The sequence below is a fragment of the Aeromonas sp. 602658 genome (assembly GCF_049173005.1).
Classification (GTDB): Bacteria; Pseudomonadota; Gammaproteobacteria; order Enterobacterales; family Aeromonadaceae; genus Aeromonas; species Aeromonas veronii_A.
In genome coordinates, this window is record NZ_JAAKRF010000049.1 from 1 (window position 1) to 18,664 (window position 18,664).

Sequence of the window (18,664 nt, forward strand, 5' to 3'; positions counted from 1 at the left end):
GATACATGAGCATACGGGAGGCAAAGCGGGATATCAGTTATTACCTGATGGATGACTACAACTGGCGGCGTCCACATCACCACAATGACGGGATACCGCCAGCAAAAGCCGAAGAACGGCCTAACCAAGTGTCCGGATTTAGTTGACCACTACAGATCTAGGCACAATCGTACTAGGTAACGGGTCTCGAACACTACCGGACTCAGAACGTATTGGAGCCCTACATTGCTGCTGTAAAATTGATCTGACAATTCAGCATCCACCAAACATGGAACTGTCAGACCAAGTGTAAATACCTACACCTTAGGTATGCCTATCCTTCTTTACGGCATTGTTCTTCCCATTCTCCAATTTGATCAAATGCAATTATGGCATCGGCTCCTGCCACTTTGCGATAATCAGCCATCTTTTCATCAGCACATTGTTTCTGGCCTTCAGTTAATGGAGGAGCATTATCTATTCTATCTTCTACTGTACAACTGACACATTCAGTTTCCTCACTTACCGATTGAGTTTCTTTATTTGCCTCTAAGTGGCATTGTTCATTCAACTCATACTCGTGAGCAACTATATAAGTGACAGCTTCAATATCTCCCATTTCTTTGTATAAGGCATCTTTTTTGTCGGAAATACATTTTTCTACTTTTTCTACTACAATTTGAGCAGCGGCTATTGCTTTAGATTTCTCTGCTTCTTCCACTAGGTAACGTTTATATTCTGCTTTACCATAAGCGACTGCTGCATATTTCAATATATGACTTGGGTCTAGTGACACTTCAGTTGTTTTTTTGTCTTGCAACCAAGTAAGGTCATAGTCGAATTCTTTAGAATAAACAGTGCCATCATATTAAAATGAGTAAGTGGCGCCACAAGTCAAAGAACCAACTGCATCAACGGAACGCGTTTTGATATTTTCTATTCTTTCGTCGTTAAAGACCGTTTCAATCTTTGGATTATTATACGTATTAGTTAGGGCTCGGTGAATTATATGAAGCGCAGTATCTTTATTTGAATCAGCGTTACAATCAAGCTGTTCATCATCCGAACATCCATAAATTACAGGTTGAATTAAAAGTAAGAGTGCTAATTTATTTAGTTTCATGCAACCACCTTTAAAAAACAAAGCACAATAAATTTGAGCTATTTTTATACTGATTTTCTTACATAAAAATTTGCGCGCATCCAGCAACATTCGCACTCTCTGTTTAGTCAATGGCCTCGCTAGTCAGGACACTGATATCCTTCTCCAAGAAGGCAGTTCTCCCGTTCAACAGTCTGACTGCGACCATTTGAGCAAACACAGCCAAGTCAGGAAAAGTGAAGTCACTTTTACGTAGACCCTTCCCCCATCACCATCGTAACGAGCATTGCGATACCTCTCAGCAGGAGATTAGAGTTTTCCGCCTTCCTTATTGAGGAAATGGGTTTCTAGATCAACCTGACGAAAGTGAACCAGCCCGTTGATGTGCCGGACTCATGGCAGAGCGACAGCATTTATTAAGTCACTCCTAATGAACTCCTCAATGTAATTTGAGTGAGCGTGTGTACGAATTCGTCGATCATACATCAATCTATTTAATAGCAGCCACTTCATGCGGATAATCCTACTGGATTTGACATGGCATGAGTAGGTAGCGGGATCACAATCGCAGTAATTCTGGCGTATTTTTCGCACCAAGCGCAGTGGGCGTATGCTCCTATTCAATCCAACCCTCTTTCGGTATCTCCCTCAGTGGCAAGATACCGGTATCGCAGTTAAGTGGCTCAATAGCATCAACTCGGGTCCATCTCTGGACAAGCAGCAGCAACCTCACCGAACGGGCCTTCCTGGCCCGCTCAACCGCTTCCCGCCGGTTGATAACAAAACCCCTCTACTGATGACAAAAGCCCATCGCCGATGATGGGTTTTGCGAAAAACTGCCTGCCAGCCAATTCGTCACGCCGTGTCGCGGACTGTTTGGATAATCCGCGACACGGTTATTCCCCTTGCTAGATGGTATGCACGAACACGACAAGATTGCTCAGCGCCTCGGTATGCTCCTCACCCGCCTGTACAGCGGTGAGAAGCTGCACCTGAGTGATCTGGCCACCGAGTACAACGTCACCGTGCGCACCCTGCAGCGGGATTTCAATCAACGCCTCAGTTATCTACCGATAGAGCATCGCAGCCAGCAATACTGGCTGGATCCTGGGTTTCTCAATCACAAGAGCGATGGAAAGCTGCGCAAGCTGGCCGAGCAGTTGGGTATCACCGACTTGTTCCCCCGCACCAGTGAACATCGTCTGAGTCAGCTACTGGACAGAGGCAATCCAAGCCTCTTCGCCATCAAGGGGTTCGATGCCCAGTCCACCGACTCACTGAGCCATCAGTTACCGGTATTAGAGCAGGCAATGACCCACCATCTGCAATGCTGGCTCATCACCAAAAACCAACACAAGCAGCTGTTTAGCCCCTATCAGCTCGTCAATTACAAGGGCACCTGGCACTTGGTCGGCGTTAGCGAGGGACGCTTGCAAGCCTATCCGCTGAGCCACATCGCACTGGGTTGAGCTATCGCAACAGACCTTTACCTGCGATGCGCTCATTGCGCGACAAATCGATACCGACCCGACGCTCTGGCGCTCCGGTATGATTGAGGTACTCCTCAAGGCCAGTGCCTCCATCGCCATCAACTTTCAGCATCGCCCGTTGCTGCCCGAGCAGGAAATCGTCAAGACCCTGGATGATGGTTCGCTGTTATTGAGCAGTCGTGTGCTTGATGCCAACCAAATTCTGCCTGTCATCAAATCCTGGATGCCTGAGCTCACCGTGATCTCCCCCGGATTTATCCATGAGCAGGTCGTCCGCGATTTACGCCATCTATTGACCCTGATGAGACAGGCTCCGCCCTGACGCGCTACGATGGCTAGCCAGATCTAAATAAGGCTGCGCAAACAATCCCTGTTGCGGAAGAGGTAGAGCCTATAACATTCTGATATTTAATAAAAATCAAGCTTGGTGGAATAACGCCATTGGGGATACACGCATATCTGTCTTTCTCCCTCCTCGCAAATGACAAAAAAACAAGCCTCCCAGCCACGGGCCGGGGATACTTGTTTTGTGGATCAGGTGAGAGGGACACCTGAAACAGACGAAGGATGGACTAACCTACTGAGTCGCTGACCGGTTTCGAGTTGGGTTAGCCCATCGCGCCTTGCCCTACATGGAAAGGTAAACACAGCAGCGCCACTGCCAGTACCAAACCGCCGCTGGTTCCTGTTCCTCTCCTGTCCGGTGCGACGGTTACGCAGCCACTGAGACGGTGAACACGCCCATCTGGTAGTAACTGACGAAGTTCGACTCCCACATCGTATAGAGCTCCTTAGCCGACGCTGGCCCCATCTGGCCGTAGCGGATCAGGTAGTATTCTTCGCTCAAAAAGTTGAAGTCGATCTCCTTGACCAGCTCAGCCATCTCCTCCGGCCCCTGATAACTAAAATCTGTCACGTAATCGAATTGCCACCGGCCTTTACGCTTGAGCAGCCGTATTTCTACCGGATGAAACCCGCCACGAACCGGGCCGTAATCCGAGTCTCGGAAGTGGAAGACCAGACTGGATTTTCCCTTCAGCACCATTCCAGATCTAACCAGTTCCTGATCCAGAATACTCATCAATGCCTGACTGACAGGCAGGGCAAAATCGCCCGCAAATGGGATCGTCATAATCACCTCAGATTGGTTGTTTGGGGGCTCACCCTTGGACAGGTGAGCGCTATGCAGGGGTTATTCGATGGTAGAAGTTACGGTACAGAGCTCATTGGTTAGCGAACCCAAGCGCTCAAGGTAATCAGGCACCTGTTCGTGCAGCATCGGATTACCGTCAGCCTTCTGGATCAACTTCAGCCCGTCCGAGCGCAGAATGGCTGATAAGAATCCGGCGTTGTTGGCGCTGCCACCTTTAAACAGTCGCTTCATAACGCTGGATTTAAACGGCTTGTCTGCGGACAAGGAGCGCAACACATCGTCAATCGCCGACAGCGCAATCCACTCCTTGCTATGCAGACCCCCACCCTGATTGCCGGTGATTTTCAGGAACAACTCGCCACTCTCTTCATGACGACCGATGGCATAGAAAATCAGCCCTTCTGATCGGGCACTGAGTTTCTCGGCGGTATGGTTGAGCAAGGTGTGTATGAGTGCAGGGCCGCCAGGCATGGAGTCTGCGGTGTCGCCGGGTCCAGGCCTGGCCTTGTCGGCGTCAGCCGCAAGGGCTGGCAAGAGAGGCTCGGCGCAGCCGCTTGCTCCGGATGTGAGTGGGGGCTCTGTGGTTGGCGCGGTGTCGGGGATGATTGATGCTGCTGCCGTATTACTGACAGGTTTAGGGGTCTCTTCAACGCGGTTTTTACGGGGTCTTGTCATGATAGTTTCCTTACAACGTCATTAGATAACCGGAGATTGCGATCTCCAGTTCATCGCTAGATGGGTCATAGATAAAGGGTCATAGAAAACGCGATAGCGCGACAGGACCGACTCCATCACTGTCACAGTGATCTCATCCGATCCTTGGCAGATTGACGATGATGTGACTTAACCGGTAATGCGGCTAATGCCGAGGTGATGACCGATAAGTCATCCAGATAACCGGCAAATGGAATGGGATCGGGTACCACGTCGAACGGGTTTACCAGATAAGCCAGCGCACCGATGATGAGCGCATAGCACCAGACCGGCAGATCGCCATCCGTGAGCAAGACATACAACAGCACGGCCTTTTCCAGCAGCTCCTTAATTCCCTTGATGTCTTTTAACTTGCGCATGATGTCGCTATGACTGGGATTACTCATGGTGCATCGCCTCTAGGGTGGTGTTCAGCGGTGCATCTGAGTGGATCAGCAGGTAAATGCCCGCCCCCTCATCGTTGAGGATGGCCAGCAACAGACGCCAATCTTCGGATATGGCGAACTCTTGCTCCGGGTAACGCAAACCGAATATCACCTGATTCTGAGTGTGCTGTGGCATGGTCTGGAACTCACTCATCGAGTCCGTCATCTCGATTATGATCAGGCAGCAGCCAGTCGCGTCCCAGAATGCCCTCGCCTCTTCCTGTGATGAAAAGGGCTCGATAATTTGCTCCATGACCGAGACATGGAGTGCCGGGTAGGCCGCGAGCAATGTCTCCTCCGGCCATGCCATACAAGTTTTCATCGTATTTTTCTCTCCAACAAAAAGGCCCTTAAGTTCAGTGAACTTAAGGGCCTGGGAACTGTGAAATGTGGACCAACAGCCGATGTGACAGCGCTGTCTGGTTATTAATATCTGTTTATAAACAATACCTTTTCGGTCACTCTCCCTGGATCATCGACGAGAGACCTTCGCTGATATTGCGACTGCGCTCAGAGGTCAGCTTTGCATACCGCTGGGAGGATTGAATGCTGGCGTGGGCCAGCTGTGCCTTGACGTCATACAGGCTGTATTGCCCGGAAGAGACCAATGCACTGGCGACAGAATGGCGAGCCGTATGGAAGCAGACCTCATCGCGATCTTCGATACCGGCTTTCTGCAACACCCGTTCATAGGCACATCTGGGTTCACCAATGGGCTTGCCCTGACATCGAATATGCTGGCTCGCGAACACATAGGGATTACCGGCTATTCTGGGGAGCTTCTCCAGAATATCGATAGCCAATGTGCTCAGGTAAATGATCCGGCTCTTGCCATTCTTGGTCAGGGGTACGAACAGCGTCTTATCCTCCCAGTTCACATGTTCCCATTTAGCGAGTAACACCTCTGATTTTCTTGCCCCCGTCAGATAGAGCATCGCGATGAAGCTGCCTGCAGCTTGATTGCGATCCTGCAATGCCACCTCAATGACCCGTTTCATCTCTTCAATTGATAGGAAGCGCGTTCTGGCATTGTCCTCCTTCAACAGCTTGATCTTGGCCGCCTCGTTGGTGTCCAGAATGCCCCAGCGCACCGCATAGCTGCCCATGGTCTTTAACTGGGCCAGCACACGGTTGGCAGTACTCGGTGCGTAGGCCGTCTGCTGAGGGGTTGTTAGGGTGAACCATCTCCGATTGCAACTGCAGGACATCCATCGCCTTGAGCTGTCGGTAACACATGGCCCCAAAGCGTGGTTCGATGTTGTGTTTAAACCGCTGAATGTCGCTGTTGATCGACCGCTTGCCGATGGTCTTTAGGTGCGGCAAAAAGGTCTGCCAGAAGAACTCCGAAAGAGTGGGCTCGGTTTTGTAGCTATCCTGCTCTGCTACCGGGTCGATACCTTCTGCCAGCATCGCCTTATACTTGCGGGCAATGGTCCTGGCTTGGCTCACGTCAATATCTCCGAATCGCCCCAGGGCGATGCTGCGCTTCTTGCCCTGGAGGGTATAGCGCAGTAGGAAACGCTTACTGCCCTGGCTTTTTCCTGACAAGAGCTTTAAGCCGATGACCTCTGTATCGGAGAACTCCAGTTCAGTAGCGCCAGCCTCTCGTTGTTGTGCGGGCAAAGCCTTGATGGCTGCATTGGTAAAGCGAAATTTGGTCTGCATAGATACCTCCGATGATGGGTTAGATCATGGGATTAATATCTGTTTCAAAGGGGATTCAATGCGGGTTTGGGAGGGGGTGAAGAGGAAGAGGTAACGGTGAGCGGCACTTGTCTCAGCACCAGAGACAGACACCGGAAAGGCCCGGAGCGCAGGTTGTTCGCAATAAGTCGCAGGAAGTAGTAAGTCGCTTAGACAAGAAATGGACAAGAAAGGAAAAGTGAGAGAAGGGAAACGCTGTGAAGCAAAAACAAAAACGACGCAATGAAGCGTCGTATCTGTTTAATCTAAAAGGATTTTTTAATGGTGCCCGAGGCCGGAATCGAACCGGCACGACGCGAACGTCGAGGGATTTTAAATCCCTTGTGTCTACCGATTTCACCACTCGGGCACCGCAATCGGTATCAAGCTCGCGTGGCGGGCTTGTCAATATGGAGGCACGTTCCGGAGTCGAACCGGACTAAACGGATTTGCAATCCGCTGCATAACCGCTTTGCTAACGCGCCATGCAAAAGAGAGTTGGTTCTCTATTGTCTGAATTTGGAGCGGGAAACGAGACTCGAACTCGCGACCCCGACCTTGGCAAGGTCGTGCTCTACCAACTGAGCTATTCCCGCATTGGTCTGGCTGACTGCCTGACTACGATGACGCATTCTAGCGATGTTCCTCGCCCAGTCAACCAGAAATATTTAATTACCTGATCGTTCGGGCGTTTTTTGCCCTTTTTGAACAGTTTTAGCGCCTTTGGCCGTTTCCTGCCTCAAATCAGCGGAAACCTCACCTTGCGGCGCAGGTGACTCACAGGTTGGCGTGGTGGGTCAGATCGCCCCAGGCTGCCTTCATGTACTGGAACATCGACCAGAAGGTGAGCACTGTAGCGACATAGAGCATCACATAGGCGAGCCATACCATCCAGACGTTATATTGCCAAATCAGACCGGTGAGCGACACCATCTGGATCATGGTCTTCCACTTGCCAATCCAGCTGACCGCCACCGAGGAGCGTTTGCCGAGCTCGGCCATCCACTCACGCAGGGCGGAGATGATGATCTCGCGGCCAATCATGGTCATGGCGGGGATGGTCACCCAGATGGTGTTGTAGTGTTCGACGATAACCACCAGTGCGGCGGCGACCATGATCTTGTCGGCAACCGGGTCAAGGAAGGCGCCAAAGGCGGTGGACTGATTGAGCTTGCGAGCCAGATAGCCATCAAACCAGTCGGTGGCAGCGGCCAGAATAAAGATGATGGCGGCAGCCAGATAGGACCATTGATAAGGCAGATAGAACAGGATGACGAAGACGGGAATGAGCAAAATCCGGAAAAACGTCAACAGGTTAGGTATATTTGTCATTATTTTCAGCCACTTCTTGTACGTCGCTACATAGTGCGCCAAAGCCGATTTGCGATGCAACCGCACTGGCGCCCGTCTTGGTCTTTTTAATCCATCAATCTTCTCAAAATCCGAGGGCCATTATGGCATTTACGGCCCCCCCGCGTCACGGCTCTTGTGCATCAAGGAGTTAGCGATTTTGCCATGCTGCTAACCCTGCTCAGGCGCTGTGCAAGCCATCGTGGATGGTCTGGGCCAGCTCCTGACTGATGCCGGGTACCTTGGCCAGTTCATCCACGCTCGCCTTTTTAACCTCCTGCAGGCCGCCCAGATATTTGAGCAGCGCCTGCCGCCGCTTTGGCCCCACCCCCGGAATATCCTCCAGCGTGCTGCTGGTGCGGGCCTTGGCCCGTCTGGCACGGTGGCCGGTAATGGCAAAACGGTGGGATTCATCGCGAATATGCTGAATAAGGTGCAAAGCGGGCATATCTGCCGGCAAATGCAGCTCTTCGTGGCTCTCCCCCATGATGAGAGTTTCCAACCCCGCCTTGCGGGTGACCCCCTTGGCAATCCCCACCAGCAGCGGATATTTACCGCCGAGAAACTCCAGCTGACGGGCCAGGATCTCTTCGGCGCGACGCAACTGACCGAGGCCACCGTCAATAAACAGCACATCAGGCACCTTGTCCGGCTCCTGCTGCTTGCCAAAGCGGCGCTCCAGCGCCTGCTCCATGGCCGCGTAGTCATCACCACCGGTGATGCCGTCGATGTTGAAACGACGATATTCCGATGAGAGCGGCCCCTCCCGGTTGAACACCACGCAAGAGGCCACGGTGCGCTCCCCCATGGTGTGGGAGATATCGAAACACTCCATGCGGGCGATGGGACGCTCCAGCTCCAGCAGCTCTTCCAGCTGGTCGTAGCGGGCGGTGATGGTGCTCTTGTGAGCCAGCCGCGAGCGCAGCGCCGTCTCGGCGTTGATGGAGGCGAGCTTGATAAAGCGGGCCCGTTCGGCGCGGGTACGGCTCACCACCCGCACCTTGTAGCCTGCGGTCTGGCTCAGAGTCTCGGCGATGACGCTCTCGTCCTCAAGGGCCACATCGAGCAGCACCTCGCTCGGGATCTGCCGCCCCCCCTGCCCCGACAGATAGAACTGCAGCAGGAAGGATTGCACCACCTCGTCGAGCGGGGTGTCAGCCGGCACTTTCGGGAAGTAGCTGCGTGAGCCGAGCACCTTGCCCTGACGGATAAAGAGCACGTGGATGCAAGCAGCACCTTGCTGGAAGGCGACCCCCACCACATCCAGCTCGTCCAGTACGTTGCCGCTCACCGACTGCTGTTCGGTGACCCGGCGCAGCGCCAGGATCTGATCCCGGTAGCGGGCCGCCTCTTCAAAGCGCAGATCGCCGCTGGCAGACTCCATCTTGCCCACCAGCTCGCCAATCACCTGCTGGTTCTTGCCCGCCAGAAACAGTTTGGCAAGCTCCACCTGCTGGGCATATTCGGCCTCGCTCACCAACCCGGGTACGCAAGGGCCAGCGCAACGCTTGAGCTGATAGAGCAGACAGGGACGGGTGCGGTTGGCATAGACCGCATCCTCGCACTGGCGCACCGGAAAAATCTTCTGCATCAGATGCAAACTCTCGCGCACCGCACCGCCAGAGGGGTATGGGCCGAAGTACTCCCCCTTCACCTTGCGGGCGCCGCGATGGACGCCGATGCGCGGATGCTGGTGCGCGGTGATGATGATCCAGGGGTAGGATTTGTCGTCCCGCAGCAGCACGTTGTAACGGGGCTGGTACTGCTTGATAAGGTTGTGCTCGAGGATCAGCGCCTCGGTCTCGGTGTGGGTGACGGTGACCTGAATATCGGCGATCTGGCGCACCAGGGTGCGGGTCTTGATGCTGTCGACGTTGGTGCGAAAGTAGGAGGCGAGCCGCTTTTTCAGATCCTTGGCCTTGCCCACATAGATCACGGTGCCACCGTTGTCATACATGCGGTAAACGCCGCTCTGATGGGTGACGGCGCTCAGAAACGCCTTGCTGTCGAAGAGAGGTTCGGGAGAGAGGGTCATCAGCTACTCGGCTCACACAAAGGCAAAAATTGACGGGCAGAGCATACTGCCCCCGCCGCCTGAAAAGCAAAAGGACAGAAAAGCAAAAAGGCGGCACGCGCCGCCTTTGTGACCACACGCCACCCGATTAGAGGGTATCGGCATCCAGCATGCCATAGCGAATGGCCAGATGGGTCAGTTCCACGTCACCGTTGATCCCCAGCTTGCTGAACAGCCGATAGCGGTAGCTGTTGACCGTCTTCGGGCTCAGGTTGAGCTGTTCGGAGATATCGGTCACCTTCTGCCCCTTGGTGATCATCATCATGATCTGCAACTCGCGCTCGGAAAGGGACTTGAAGGGATTCTCGTCAGCGGAGGCAAACTGGCTGAGGGCCATCTGCTGGGCAATCTCCGGGGAGATGTAACGCTGACCGGAGTGCACCAACCGGATCGCTTGGATCATCTCGTCAGGGGCAGCCCCCTTGGTCAGGTAACCGGCGGCGCCAGCCTGCATCACCTTGGTGGGGAACGGATTTTCTGAATGAATGGTCAGCACTATGATGCGCACATCGGGGCGGATCCGCAGAATTTTGCGGGTCGCTTCCAGACCACCAATACCCGGCATGTTCATGTCCATCAGGATCACGTCCGGATGGTGTTGGCGACAGAACGTAACTGCGGTCTCGCCGCTCTGTGCCTCACCCACCACCTTGATCCCGCGCACATCTTCAAGAATGCGTCTTATCCCTGTACGCACCAGCTCATGATCATCGACCAGGAATACATTTATCACCCAAACACCCCGTTTTATCTCGTTTTAGCCGCCCGGTTAGGGTTAACAGGGCGTCTTGCATCATAACCAAACTCGTCGCTTTGGCAAACCATGCACGCCAAAAGTTTGAGAAAACCCATGTTTAGCGTTTAAAATCAAATAATTATATAAATTTTCAAAACAAAAAACGGTGCCTTGCGACACCGTTTTTCATGACGTTAGTGCTGTGGCCATCACTTGGCCAAAAAGGCCCGCACCTTCTCAAGATCGGCCTGGGTATCCACCCCGACCGGCGGCGCTTCAAGGGCCTGGGCGACGTGGATCTTCTCCCCGTACCAGAGCACCCGCAGTTGCTCAAGCGCCTCGACCTGCTCCAGCACGCTCGGTGCCCAGTCTACGTAACGCTGGATAAAGCCGGCGCGATAGGCGTAGATGCCGATATGGCGCTGGTAGTGGTCACCAATCTGCTCATGGCTCTTGGCAAAGCGATCCCGATCCCAGGGAATGCTGGCGCGACTGAAGTAGAGAGCGTAGCCATCCTTGTCAGTCACCACTTTCACTGCGTTCGGGTTGAACGCCTCTTCGGCATCCTTGATCGGCACCGACAAGGTCGCCATCGGCGCCGTGGCGGCGGCCAGATTATCCGCTACCTGACGAATGATGGCGGGCGGAATGAGCGGCTCATCCCCCTGCACATTGACGATGATGGTATCGGCGGCAAAGCCGAAGTGACGGCACACCTCGGCCAGACGCTCGGTGCCGGACTGGTGATCCGGTGAGGTCATGCACACCTCGACGCCGGTGCTCAGCAGTGCCTGCTGCACCCGCTCGTCATCGGTGGCGACGATCACCCGATCGGCACCGGATTGCAGGGCTTTCTCCACCACGTGCTGCACCATGGGCTTGCCATGGATATCAGCCAGCGGCTTGCCCGGCAGACGGGTTGACGCATAGCGGGCCGGAATGACGACGACGAAACTCATGACGGTAGCTCATCGCTATTGAGCGGACGGGCACGGTTCTCCAGCAGCACCGGGATCCCCTCCTCCAGCGGATAGGCCAGCTTGTCAAAACGGCAGACCAGCTCATGGACTGCTTTGTTGTAATGCAGCTTACCCTTGCAGACCGGGCAGGCGATGATGTCGAGCAACTTGATGTCCAAAGCCAAAACGATACTCCTTCAACGATGTCGCGCTGGCGGCTTCATCACGCCAGCGATGGATGTCGAGCAACCAGATATTCCATACGGGGCATATCAACCCCCTGCTCCCCCGCCGAGGCGAGAGAGATTAATCTTGCGCCCTGGCCGCGCCCTTCCCCTTCGTCCCCAGCTTGTGCAGCAGGGCATCGAGCAGGGAGGCGGGCAACTCGGCACTGACCGGCAGATACCACCAGTTATCGAGGGCAAACGGACGACACTTGACCGCATCCTTCTCGGTCATCAGCAGCCGCTTGCTGGCAAAGCGGCCCACCAGCTCATCCCGATCGAAGGGGTGATGATCGCCGTAGGCGGCCTGCTGATCCAGCTGATAGCCGAGCCCTTCCAGGGTGGCAAAGAAGCGGGGCGGATGACCGATCCCAGCCAACGCATCGACCGGCCCCGACAAGGGGTCAGCCAGCGGGGCATCGTCGCGCACCCGGCGCGGGGTGTCGGCGACCAGTTGCATGGGGTACTCCCCCTTGCCCGGCTCGCCGCCATTGCAGATGATGGCGTCCACCCGTTTGAGACGAGTGACCGGCTCGCGCAGCGGCCCCATCGGCAGCAAGCAGGCGTTGCCGAAACGGCGGGCACCATCCACCACCACCAGCTCGATGTCGCGGGCCAGCGCATAGTGCTGCAGGCCGTCGTCGGTGATGATGATATCCACTTCACCGCTCTGCTCCAGCAGTCGTACCGCGTCGGCCCGTTTCGGGGCAACCACCACCGGACAGCCGCAGCGCCGGGCAATCAGCACCGGCTCATCTCCGGCCTGCGCCGTGGTGCTGGTCTCATCCAGCCGATAGGGGTAATGGGGCGCCTTGCCGCCATAACCACGGCTCACCACCCCGGGGCGATAGCCGCGGGCTTGCAACTGCTCCACCAGCCAGACCACCACTGGCGTCTTGCCGTTGCCCCCCACCGAAATATTGCCCACAACAATGACCGGCAAGGAGGAGCGATACCCCTTGCGCCAGCCATGACGATAGGCGTAGCGGCGGCTGCCGCTGATGATGGCGAACAGCAGGGCAAAGGGGGCCAGCAACCAGCGCCAGCCACTTTTGCGATACCAGAGCCGTTCCAGCATCAGGCCTTGCTTCCCGCGTTGCCAAACTGAATAGCGCGCAGCTGGGCATAGGTGCCACGCTGCTCCATCAATGCTTCGTGGTTCCCGCGCTCGACGATATGACCTTCGTCGATTACCAGGATCTCGTCTGCCTTCTCGATGGTGGAGAGACGGTGGGCGATCACCAGCGAGGTACGCGCCTTGCAAAGCTCGTCGATAGCCGCCTGAATGTGGCGCTCGGACTCGGTATCGAGGGCCGAGGTGGCCTCATCCAGCAGCAGAACCGGCGCATCGCGCAGCAGGGCGCGGGCGATGGCAACACGCTGACGCTGACCACCGGAGAGGGATGCACCGTTCTCGCCAACCACAGTGTCATACCCGTTGCTCATCTTGCTGACGAACTCGTCGGCATGAGCGATACGGGCGGCCTGCACGATCTGGTCGCGGCTGTATTTGTCTTCTGCGGCGTAGGCGATGTTGTTGGCCACCGAGTCATTGAACAGGTGAACATGCTGGGAGACCAGCGCGTACTGCTTGCGCAGCTCGCTCAACTTGTATTCGCGGATGTTGATGCCGTCCAGCAGGATCTCGCCCTGATCGATGTCGTAGAAGCGGGTCAGCAGGCTGGCAATGGTACTTTTGCCAGAGCCGGAACGGCCCACCAGCGCCACCGATTTACCCGCCTCCACCTTGAAGCTGACGTTGTGCAGCGCCGGGGTGTCCTTGGTCGGGTAGGTGAAAGTGACGTTGCGAAACTCGATCTCGCCGCGAGCACGCTCCAGAGTGCGGGTGCCGGTATCCTGCTCCGGCTCGGTGTCGAGCAGGCCAAACAGGCTGTGGCAGGCAGTGATGGCCCGCTGGAACTGGTTGTTGACGTCGGTCAGGCTTTTCAGCGGCTTGAGCAGCATCATCATGGAGGTGATCATGACGGTAAACGTACCGGCAGTCAGCTCGCTGCGCACACTGTCGATGGTAGCTACATAGAGGAAGGCAGCCAGCGCGATGGAGGCCACCATCTGCACCACCGGGCTGCCGATGGCATCGGCAGCGACCATCTTCATGGTCTGCTGGCGCATGTTGTTGCTGACCTGGAAGAAGCGTTTCTCTTCAACCTTCTGGCCACCAAACATCAGCACCTCTTTGTGCCCTTTGAGCATCTGCTCGGTGGAGGTGGTGATATCCCCCACCGCCTGCTGAATGTGACGGCTGATCTGGCGGAAACGACGGCTGATAAGGCCGATGATGACCCCCACCAGCGGGCCAACCACCAGGAAAATCACTGACAGCTGCCAGGAGTGCCAGAACATCAGGCCGAGCAGCCCGACCACAGTCGCCCCTTCCCGCACCAGGGTCACCAGCGTGGTGCTCGCCGCCGAGGAGACCTGACTGGCGTCATAGGTCACTTTGGAGAGCAGATGACCGGTGTTCTGACGGTCGAAGAAGCTCATCGGCATCGCCACCATGTGATTGAACACCTGCTGTTGCAGACGCATCACGACGTGGTTGCCAACCCAGGCCATGCAGTAGTTGGAGAGAAAGTTGGCGACACCGCGCAGGGCCACGATGCCGAGGACGAAGAAAGGCATCCATTTCAAAACGGTGCTGTCGTTGCCATTGATGCCCTGATCGATCAGCGGCTTGATGGAGTAGACAAAGGTGGTATCCACGGCGGCATAGCCCAGCATCCCGATGATGCCACCGACCAGGCCCAGCTTGCGATCACGGACATAACCAAGCAGGCGTTTGAATACTGGCCAGCTCTCTTGTGAGGTTTCTTGTTGCATGAATAGCCGTTAGTAATGGAAATGACGGGCTATTCTAGCCAAAGCGCAGGCTTACACCAAGCGCCGCCACCTATATCGCATTCCTCCACGGCAGAAATGGCCGATTATTGCTCAAACCACACTCGCGGTCGCCACCACTCGCCACTGCGCCGGTACCAGGGACCCAGATCTCGCTCGGCAGTGACGCTCAAGCCCGCTGCGGTGGGTTCGACCAGCATCGCCCCTTGCTGACCGGTGATCCACTGGCGGGCATCCCGATAGCGGGCCACCACATCGGGACGGGGAAAGCCCCACTGATTCATAAAACCGGCGCTGTGGATCACATCCTTTGCCGCCACCGCCGCGACAAACGAGGGTGTGGAGGAGGTGCGACTGCCATGATGGGGGCTCACCAGCAAGGTGCTGGCCAACCCCTCCCCCTCCAGCGCCACCAGTCGTTGTTCGGCCTGCCGTTCGATATCGGCGCTCAGCAATATGCTGCGCTCGCCATCGCTGATGCGTACCACGCAGCCATCGTTGTTACGCCCACCGCCTGGGTATTCGGGCCAGAGCACCACAAACGAGAGCCCCTGCCAGCGCCACTGTTGCCCACGCTGGCACAGGGTGGTTCCCTCACTGAAGGGGTAAGAGGAGAACTCGTGACGCACCGGCATGGCGCTGAGCAGTCGCTTGCGATTGCCGGCATGGTCCCGATCCTTGTGGCTGATGATGAGGCGATCGATGACCCAGATCCCCAGATGGCTCAGCTGGGGCAGGATCACCGCGTCCGCCATGTTGTAGCCTCCGGGATAGCGATCACCTGTGTCATAGAGGATGGCACGCTCCCCCTTGCTGATCAGCACTGCCAACCCCTGCCCCACATCGAGCACCCGCACCTGCCAGCGCGGCGGCGCCGGCCAGAGAAAGAGCGTCAGGGCCAGCAGCCCCGGCAGTGGCCACCAGAGCTGGACTCGGGAGGCGAGCATATCGAGCATGGTGAGCACCCACTCCAGACCGAGATTTGCCAGCCAGAACAGGCCGTAGGCGAGCGCGCCAGAGAGCGGCGCCAGCAGCACACCGATCAGGGCCAGCGGGATGATGGCGATACAAAAGAGCGGCACCGCCAACAGGTTGATCACCATGGCAAGGGGCGCTATCCCCTCGAACAACGCCAGTTGCAGCGGCAGCAGACCGAGTAGCAGCCAGAGCTGGATCTGCCAGAGCCCCGGCTTGTCGTGGACATATCCCACCAGCAGCAAGATGGCCACCGCCAGAAACGAGAGCCAGAAGCCGGCCGAATAGAGGGCGAAGGGATCCCAGAGGGTCAATACCACAAAGGCCCACAGCCAGATGCGCCAGGCCGGCCACTCTCGCCGGCTCCAGCGCAGCACACTCCACACCAGCACCATGATAAGAGCCCGTTCGGTGGCCACCGCAAATCCGGCCAACGCACTGTAGACGGCGGCAAACAGCAGGGAGGTGATGATGGCGCCGCGCAGACCAAACAGCCTGCCCAGCCACCACCCAAGCACCGCCACCAGCGCGATGTGTTGCCCTGAGATGGCGATGATATGGGTCAGGCCGCTGCCGCGAAACAGCTCCCACTGGGCATCCGTGATGCCGCTCTGCTCGCCAAAAGTGAGCGCCGCCAGCAAGGGGGCATGGTCAAGCGGACGCCAACTCTCGGTCGCGGCCCCCAACCAGCGTTCACGCCAACCCGCAGGTGCCTGTTGAATATCTATCACCCGACGCAGATTGCCAGTGGCGGTGATCCCCTTGCCCAGCAGCAGACGCCGCCCATCCAGCCCCGCCTCGTTGGCAAGACCGTGAGCCGGTTTCAACGAGGTCACCAGGGTGATCCGGCTGCCTACCGTCATGGCGGGTAATGCCTGATAGGCATTGACCCGGATCAGGGGCTCAGGTGTCACCGGTTGCTCGTCGAGGGTGCTCACCCGCAGCAGCAGCCGGACAAATTTATCCCCCTCGGGCTCTGCACTTTGCAGCTGTGCGGTTATCATGTGGCTCGTCTGATCGCCCAACCGCTCCAGCCAGGCCAGCCGATAGGCAAGATTGGCCTGCATCCAGAGGATGCCGAGCAGGAGAAACAGCCACCGCCAGGCACGGCAATATGCAAGGGGGATCAGCAGGGACAGCAACAGGCCCCCCCATGCGAGTGAAGGTAACCATGGCCAGAGCAGTGAGGAGCTTGCCCCCAGGGCAAACGACAACAGACGCAGATCCATGGAGCAAGTATTTAGCAAGGTTTCAATATGCCCAAACGACTCATTAAACGCTGGATGCCCGATCAGCAAACCCTGAAAGAACACAAGCACCTGCGGCTGTTCGGCAAACTGCTGCTCGATGCCAACCTCTGGCACCTCAATCGCCGCTCGGCTGCCGGGGCATTTGCGGTGGGCCTCTTCATGGCCTGGGTGCCGCTCCCCTGCCAGATGCTGCTGGCCGCCGGTGGCGCCATCCTGTGCCGGGTCAATCTGCCGCTCTCGGTGGCGTTGGTCTGGCTCTCCAACCCCTTTACCATGCCGCCCCTGCTCTATGGTGCCTATCTGGTGGGTTGCCAGCTGCTGGGACATTCAGCGCAGCAGATAGAGATTGAGTTCACCTGGGAGTGGCTGGTCTCGGTACTGGGCACAGTGGCACCGCCGCTGTTGCTGGGCTCGCTGATCCTGGCCCTGCTCAGTTCCCTTATCGGCTACACCCTGATCCGCACCTTCTGGCGGATCAGCACGGTGCGCCAGTGGCAAAAACGCAAGATGGCCCGCCCATGCTGAGTCGCTGGTTTGCCCGCTTCAAGCTCGATCCCGACACCCTGCGCCAGCAGAAGTGGTTTGCCCTGTTTGGTGAGCGACTGCTTGCCCCTTCCCTCTGGCAAGGGGGCACTCGCGCCCTGAGCGGCGCGGTGGCGGCCGGGATATTCGCCTGCTGGTTCCCCATCCCGATGCATTCGCTCATCGCGGTCGGGCTGGCGCTGGCATTCAGCCTCAACCTGCCGCTGGCGCTGCTGGCGGTCTGGTTCAACAATCCGCTGACCCTGCCGTTCATGTACCTCTACGCCTATCGCATCGGTTGTCTGGTGCTGCACAAGACGCCGGAGCCTTTCCACCTCAGCTGGACCCTCCACTGGCTGGAGCAGGAAGCGGCCACCCTGGTGCCTCCCTTCCTGCTCGGCAGCCTGCTGCTGGCGGTACTCACCGCCCTGAGCGGCGGCGCCCTGACCGCACTGCTGTTGCAACTGCGCAAGCTGTGGCAAGGTGCCCGCCACCAGTGAGTCCCCCTTCCCATTGTTTGACTGTTTGACGATCAGCCGTTGGTGTCTAGTCCTGAAATAGGTTTACACATTTTCAACTAGCATTTCTCTACTCAGAACCCCCTATGTACCGCATCGGGGGTTCTGTATTTCAACGCATGATGCGGCCGCTCCACGTTGCAAATATCCACCGCTTCACGCACCATTTCCCGCGCTTGCGCCAAATCCTGCGGGCTTTGCAACAATAACTCTCCTTTCAAAATCCCGTTCACCCGCTCCGCCAACGCATTCTGGTAACAGTCATACCCATCCGTCATCGAGCATTTCACCCCGTACCGTTCATGTAATGACTGATACAGCCCCGAGCAATACTGCACGCCGCGGTCTGAGTGATGGATTAGCTCCCCGCCGCCACGCCGTTGCTTCAGTGCTTTCCTGAACGCCATCGCCACCGACTCCGCGTGCATCCCTTCGTGTACGTGGTGGCCTACTATCTTGCGTGAGTACGCATCCGTCACCAGGCTCAGGTACAGTGGCCCGCTCCTGGCTGGCAGCGCTCCTGGCTGGCAGATAGGTGATATCTGCGACCCAGACCTGCTCCGGGGCCACCGGTGTGACCTGCTCTGGCCCCGCCTTGAGCAAGTTGGGATGACGGTAGAAACGGTGAAAACTGTGGGTGGTCTTGTGATA

Annotated in this window: 20 protein-coding genes, 3 tRNA genes and 2 pseudogenes; 5 read left to right on the forward strand and 20 right to left on the reverse strand. The window is 56.7% G+C overall.

What is annotated here, in order from left to right; translation table 11 throughout:
* Positions 1-146 (forward strand): annotated as a pseudogene (locus tag G5253_RS19595) (IS3 family transposase); the annotation flags it as partial.
* Positions 147-313: 167 nt separating this feature from the next.
* Here G5253_RS19595 and G5253_RS19600 read toward each other — a convergent pair.
* Both G5253_RS19600 and G5253_RS19605 read right to left on the reverse strand, forming a co-directional pair.
* Positions 314-799, reverse strand: a complete 486-nt coding sequence (locus tag G5253_RS19600; protein ID WP_266135720.1) for a hypothetical protein — start codon at positions 797-799, stop codon at positions 314-316.
* Positions 800-847: 48 nt separating this feature from the next.
* On the reverse strand, positions 848-1,192 hold the full coding sequence (locus tag G5253_RS19605; protein ID WP_266135721.1) for a hypothetical protein: 345 nt from the start codon (positions 1,190-1,192) through the stop codon (positions 848-850).
* Positions 1,193-1,998: 806 nt separating this feature from the next.
* Between G5253_RS19605 and G5253_RS19610 the strand changes: the two genes are divergently transcribed.
* A complete protein-coding gene (locus tag G5253_RS19610; RefSeq protein WP_266135722.1) occupies positions 1,999-2,550 on the forward strand; it encodes a hypothetical protein in 552 nt (183 codons plus the stop codon).
* A gap of 46 nt (positions 2,551-2,596) precedes the next feature.
* On the forward strand, positions 2,597-2,893 hold the full coding sequence (locus G5253_RS19615) for a WYL domain-containing protein (protein ID WP_323137729.1): 297 nt from the start codon (positions 2,597-2,599) through the stop codon (positions 2,891-2,893).
* Between the two features lie 390 nt (positions 2,894-3,283).
* Here G5253_RS19615 and G5253_RS19620 read toward each other — a convergent pair whose 3' ends face one another.
* From G5253_RS19620 to G5253_RS19700, 17 genes are all read right to left on the reverse strand, one after another.
* Positions 3,284-3,703 (reverse strand): DUF2787 family protein, encoded by a 420-nt coding sequence (locus G5253_RS19620; RefSeq protein ID WP_266135724.1) that lies wholly within the window; start codon positions 3,701-3,703, stop codon positions 3,284-3,286.
* Positions 3,704-3,763: 60 nt separating this feature from the next.
* A complete protein-coding gene (locus tag G5253_RS19625) occupies positions 3,764-4,399 on the reverse strand; it encodes a hypothetical protein (protein WP_421204098.1) in 636 nt (211 codons plus the stop codon).
* A 122-nt stretch (positions 4,400-4,521) separates the two neighbouring features.
* Positions 4,522-4,824, reverse strand: a complete 303-nt coding sequence (locus G5253_RS19630) for a YkvA family protein (RefSeq protein WP_042012059.1) — start codon at positions 4,822-4,824, stop codon at positions 4,522-4,524.
* The gene (locus tag G5253_RS19635; RefSeq protein WP_266135726.1) at positions 4,817-5,173 is read right to left on the reverse strand and encodes a hypothetical protein; all 357 of its coding nucleotides are present in this window, start codon (positions 5,171-5,173) and stop codon (positions 4,817-4,819) included. The genes G5253_RS19630 and G5253_RS19635 overlap by 8 nt, the downstream gene beginning before the upstream one ends.
* A 148-nt stretch (positions 5,174-5,321) precedes the next feature.
* Positions 5,322-5,969: a site-specific integrase gene (locus G5253_RS19640; protein WP_323137730.1), complete on the reverse strand. Its 648-nt coding sequence runs from the start codon at positions 5,967-5,969 to the stop codon at positions 5,322-5,324.
* Complete coding sequence (locus tag G5253_RS19645; RefSeq protein ID WP_266135727.1) at positions 5,866-6,528, reverse strand: Arm DNA-binding domain-containing protein; 663 nt, start codon at positions 6,526-6,528, stop codon at positions 5,866-5,868. Before G5253_RS19645 ends, G5253_RS19640 begins: the two co-directional genes overlap by 104 nt.
* Positions 6,529-6,829: 301 nt before the next feature.
* Positions 6,830-6,916, reverse strand: a tRNA-Leu gene (locus G5253_RS19650).
* 41 nt (positions 6,917-6,957) lie between these two features.
* A tRNA-Cys gene (locus tag G5253_RS19655) sits at positions 6,958-7,031 on the reverse strand.
* A gap of 35 nt (positions 7,032-7,066) precedes the next feature.
* Positions 7,067-7,142: transfer RNA gene (locus G5253_RS19660), tRNA-Gly, on the reverse strand.
* A 181-nt stretch (positions 7,143-7,323) separates the two neighbouring features.
* Positions 7,324-7,878: a CDP-diacylglycerol--glycerol-3-phosphate 3-phosphatidyltransferase gene (gene pgsA / locus G5253_RS19665; RefSeq protein WP_031227442.1), complete on the reverse strand. Its 555-nt coding sequence runs from the start codon at positions 7,876-7,878 to the stop codon at positions 7,324-7,326.
* A gap of 199 nt (positions 7,879-8,077) precedes the next feature.
* Positions 8,078-9,931, reverse strand: coding sequence for an excinuclease ABC subunit UvrC (gene uvrC / locus G5253_RS19670; protein ID WP_266135728.1), 1,854 nt, complete (start codon positions 9,929-9,931; stop codon positions 8,078-8,080).
* A 127-nt stretch (positions 9,932-10,058) separates the two neighbouring features.
* Complete coding sequence (gene uvrY, locus G5253_RS19675; RefSeq protein WP_005337448.1) at positions 10,059-10,703, reverse strand: UvrY/SirA/GacA family response regulator transcription factor; 645 nt, start codon at positions 10,701-10,703, stop codon at positions 10,059-10,061.
* A gap of 212 nt (positions 10,704-10,915) precedes the next feature.
* A complete protein-coding gene (gene kdsB / locus G5253_RS19680; protein ID WP_266135729.1) occupies positions 10,916-11,665 on the reverse strand; it encodes a 3-deoxy-manno-octulosonate cytidylyltransferase in 750 nt (249 codons plus the stop codon).
* Positions 11,662-11,850 carry a Trm112 family protein gene (locus G5253_RS19685; RefSeq protein ID WP_005347033.1) on the reverse strand — a complete coding sequence of 63 codons (189 nt, stop codon included), beginning with the start codon at positions 11,848-11,850 and terminating at the stop codon, positions 11,662-11,664. Before G5253_RS19685 ends, kdsB begins: the two co-directional genes overlap by 4 nt.
* Positions 11,851-11,971: 121 nt before the next feature.
* Positions 11,972-12,967 carry a tetraacyldisaccharide 4'-kinase gene (lpxK, locus tag G5253_RS19690; RefSeq protein ID WP_266135730.1) on the reverse strand — a complete coding sequence of 332 codons (996 nt, stop codon included), beginning with the start codon at positions 12,965-12,967 and terminating at the stop codon, positions 11,972-11,974.
* On the reverse strand, positions 12,967-14,730 hold the full coding sequence (gene msbA / locus G5253_RS19695) for a lipid A ABC transporter ATP-binding protein/permease MsbA (protein ID WP_075115539.1): 1,764 nt from the start codon (positions 14,728-14,730) through the stop codon (positions 12,967-12,969). Before msbA ends, lpxK begins: the two co-directional genes overlap by 1 nt.
* A 104-nt stretch (positions 14,731-14,834) precedes the next feature.
* Positions 14,835-16,952 carry a DNA internalization-related competence protein ComEC/Rec2 gene (locus G5253_RS19700; RefSeq protein WP_421204101.1) on the reverse strand — a complete coding sequence of 706 codons (2,118 nt, stop codon included), beginning with the start codon at positions 16,950-16,952 and terminating at the stop codon, positions 14,835-14,837.
* A 27-nt stretch (positions 16,953-16,979) separates the two neighbouring features.
* Here G5253_RS19700 and G5253_RS19705 point away from each other — a divergent pair, with 27 nt between their 5' ends.
* Positions 16,980-17,498, forward strand: coding sequence for a DUF2062 domain-containing protein (locus tag G5253_RS19705; RefSeq protein WP_005350890.1), 519 nt, complete (start codon positions 16,980-16,982; stop codon positions 17,496-17,498).
* On the forward strand, positions 17,492-17,995 hold the full coding sequence (locus tag G5253_RS19710; protein WP_265776067.1) for a DUF2062 domain-containing protein: 504 nt from the start codon (positions 17,492-17,494) through the stop codon (positions 17,993-17,995). Before G5253_RS19705 ends, G5253_RS19710 begins: the two co-directional genes overlap by 7 nt.
* A 92-nt stretch (positions 17,996-18,087) precedes the next feature.
* Here G5253_RS19710 and G5253_RS19715 read toward each other — a convergent pair.
* Positions 18,088-18,664: pseudogene (locus tag G5253_RS19715) on the reverse strand (IS3 family transposase); the annotation flags it as partial.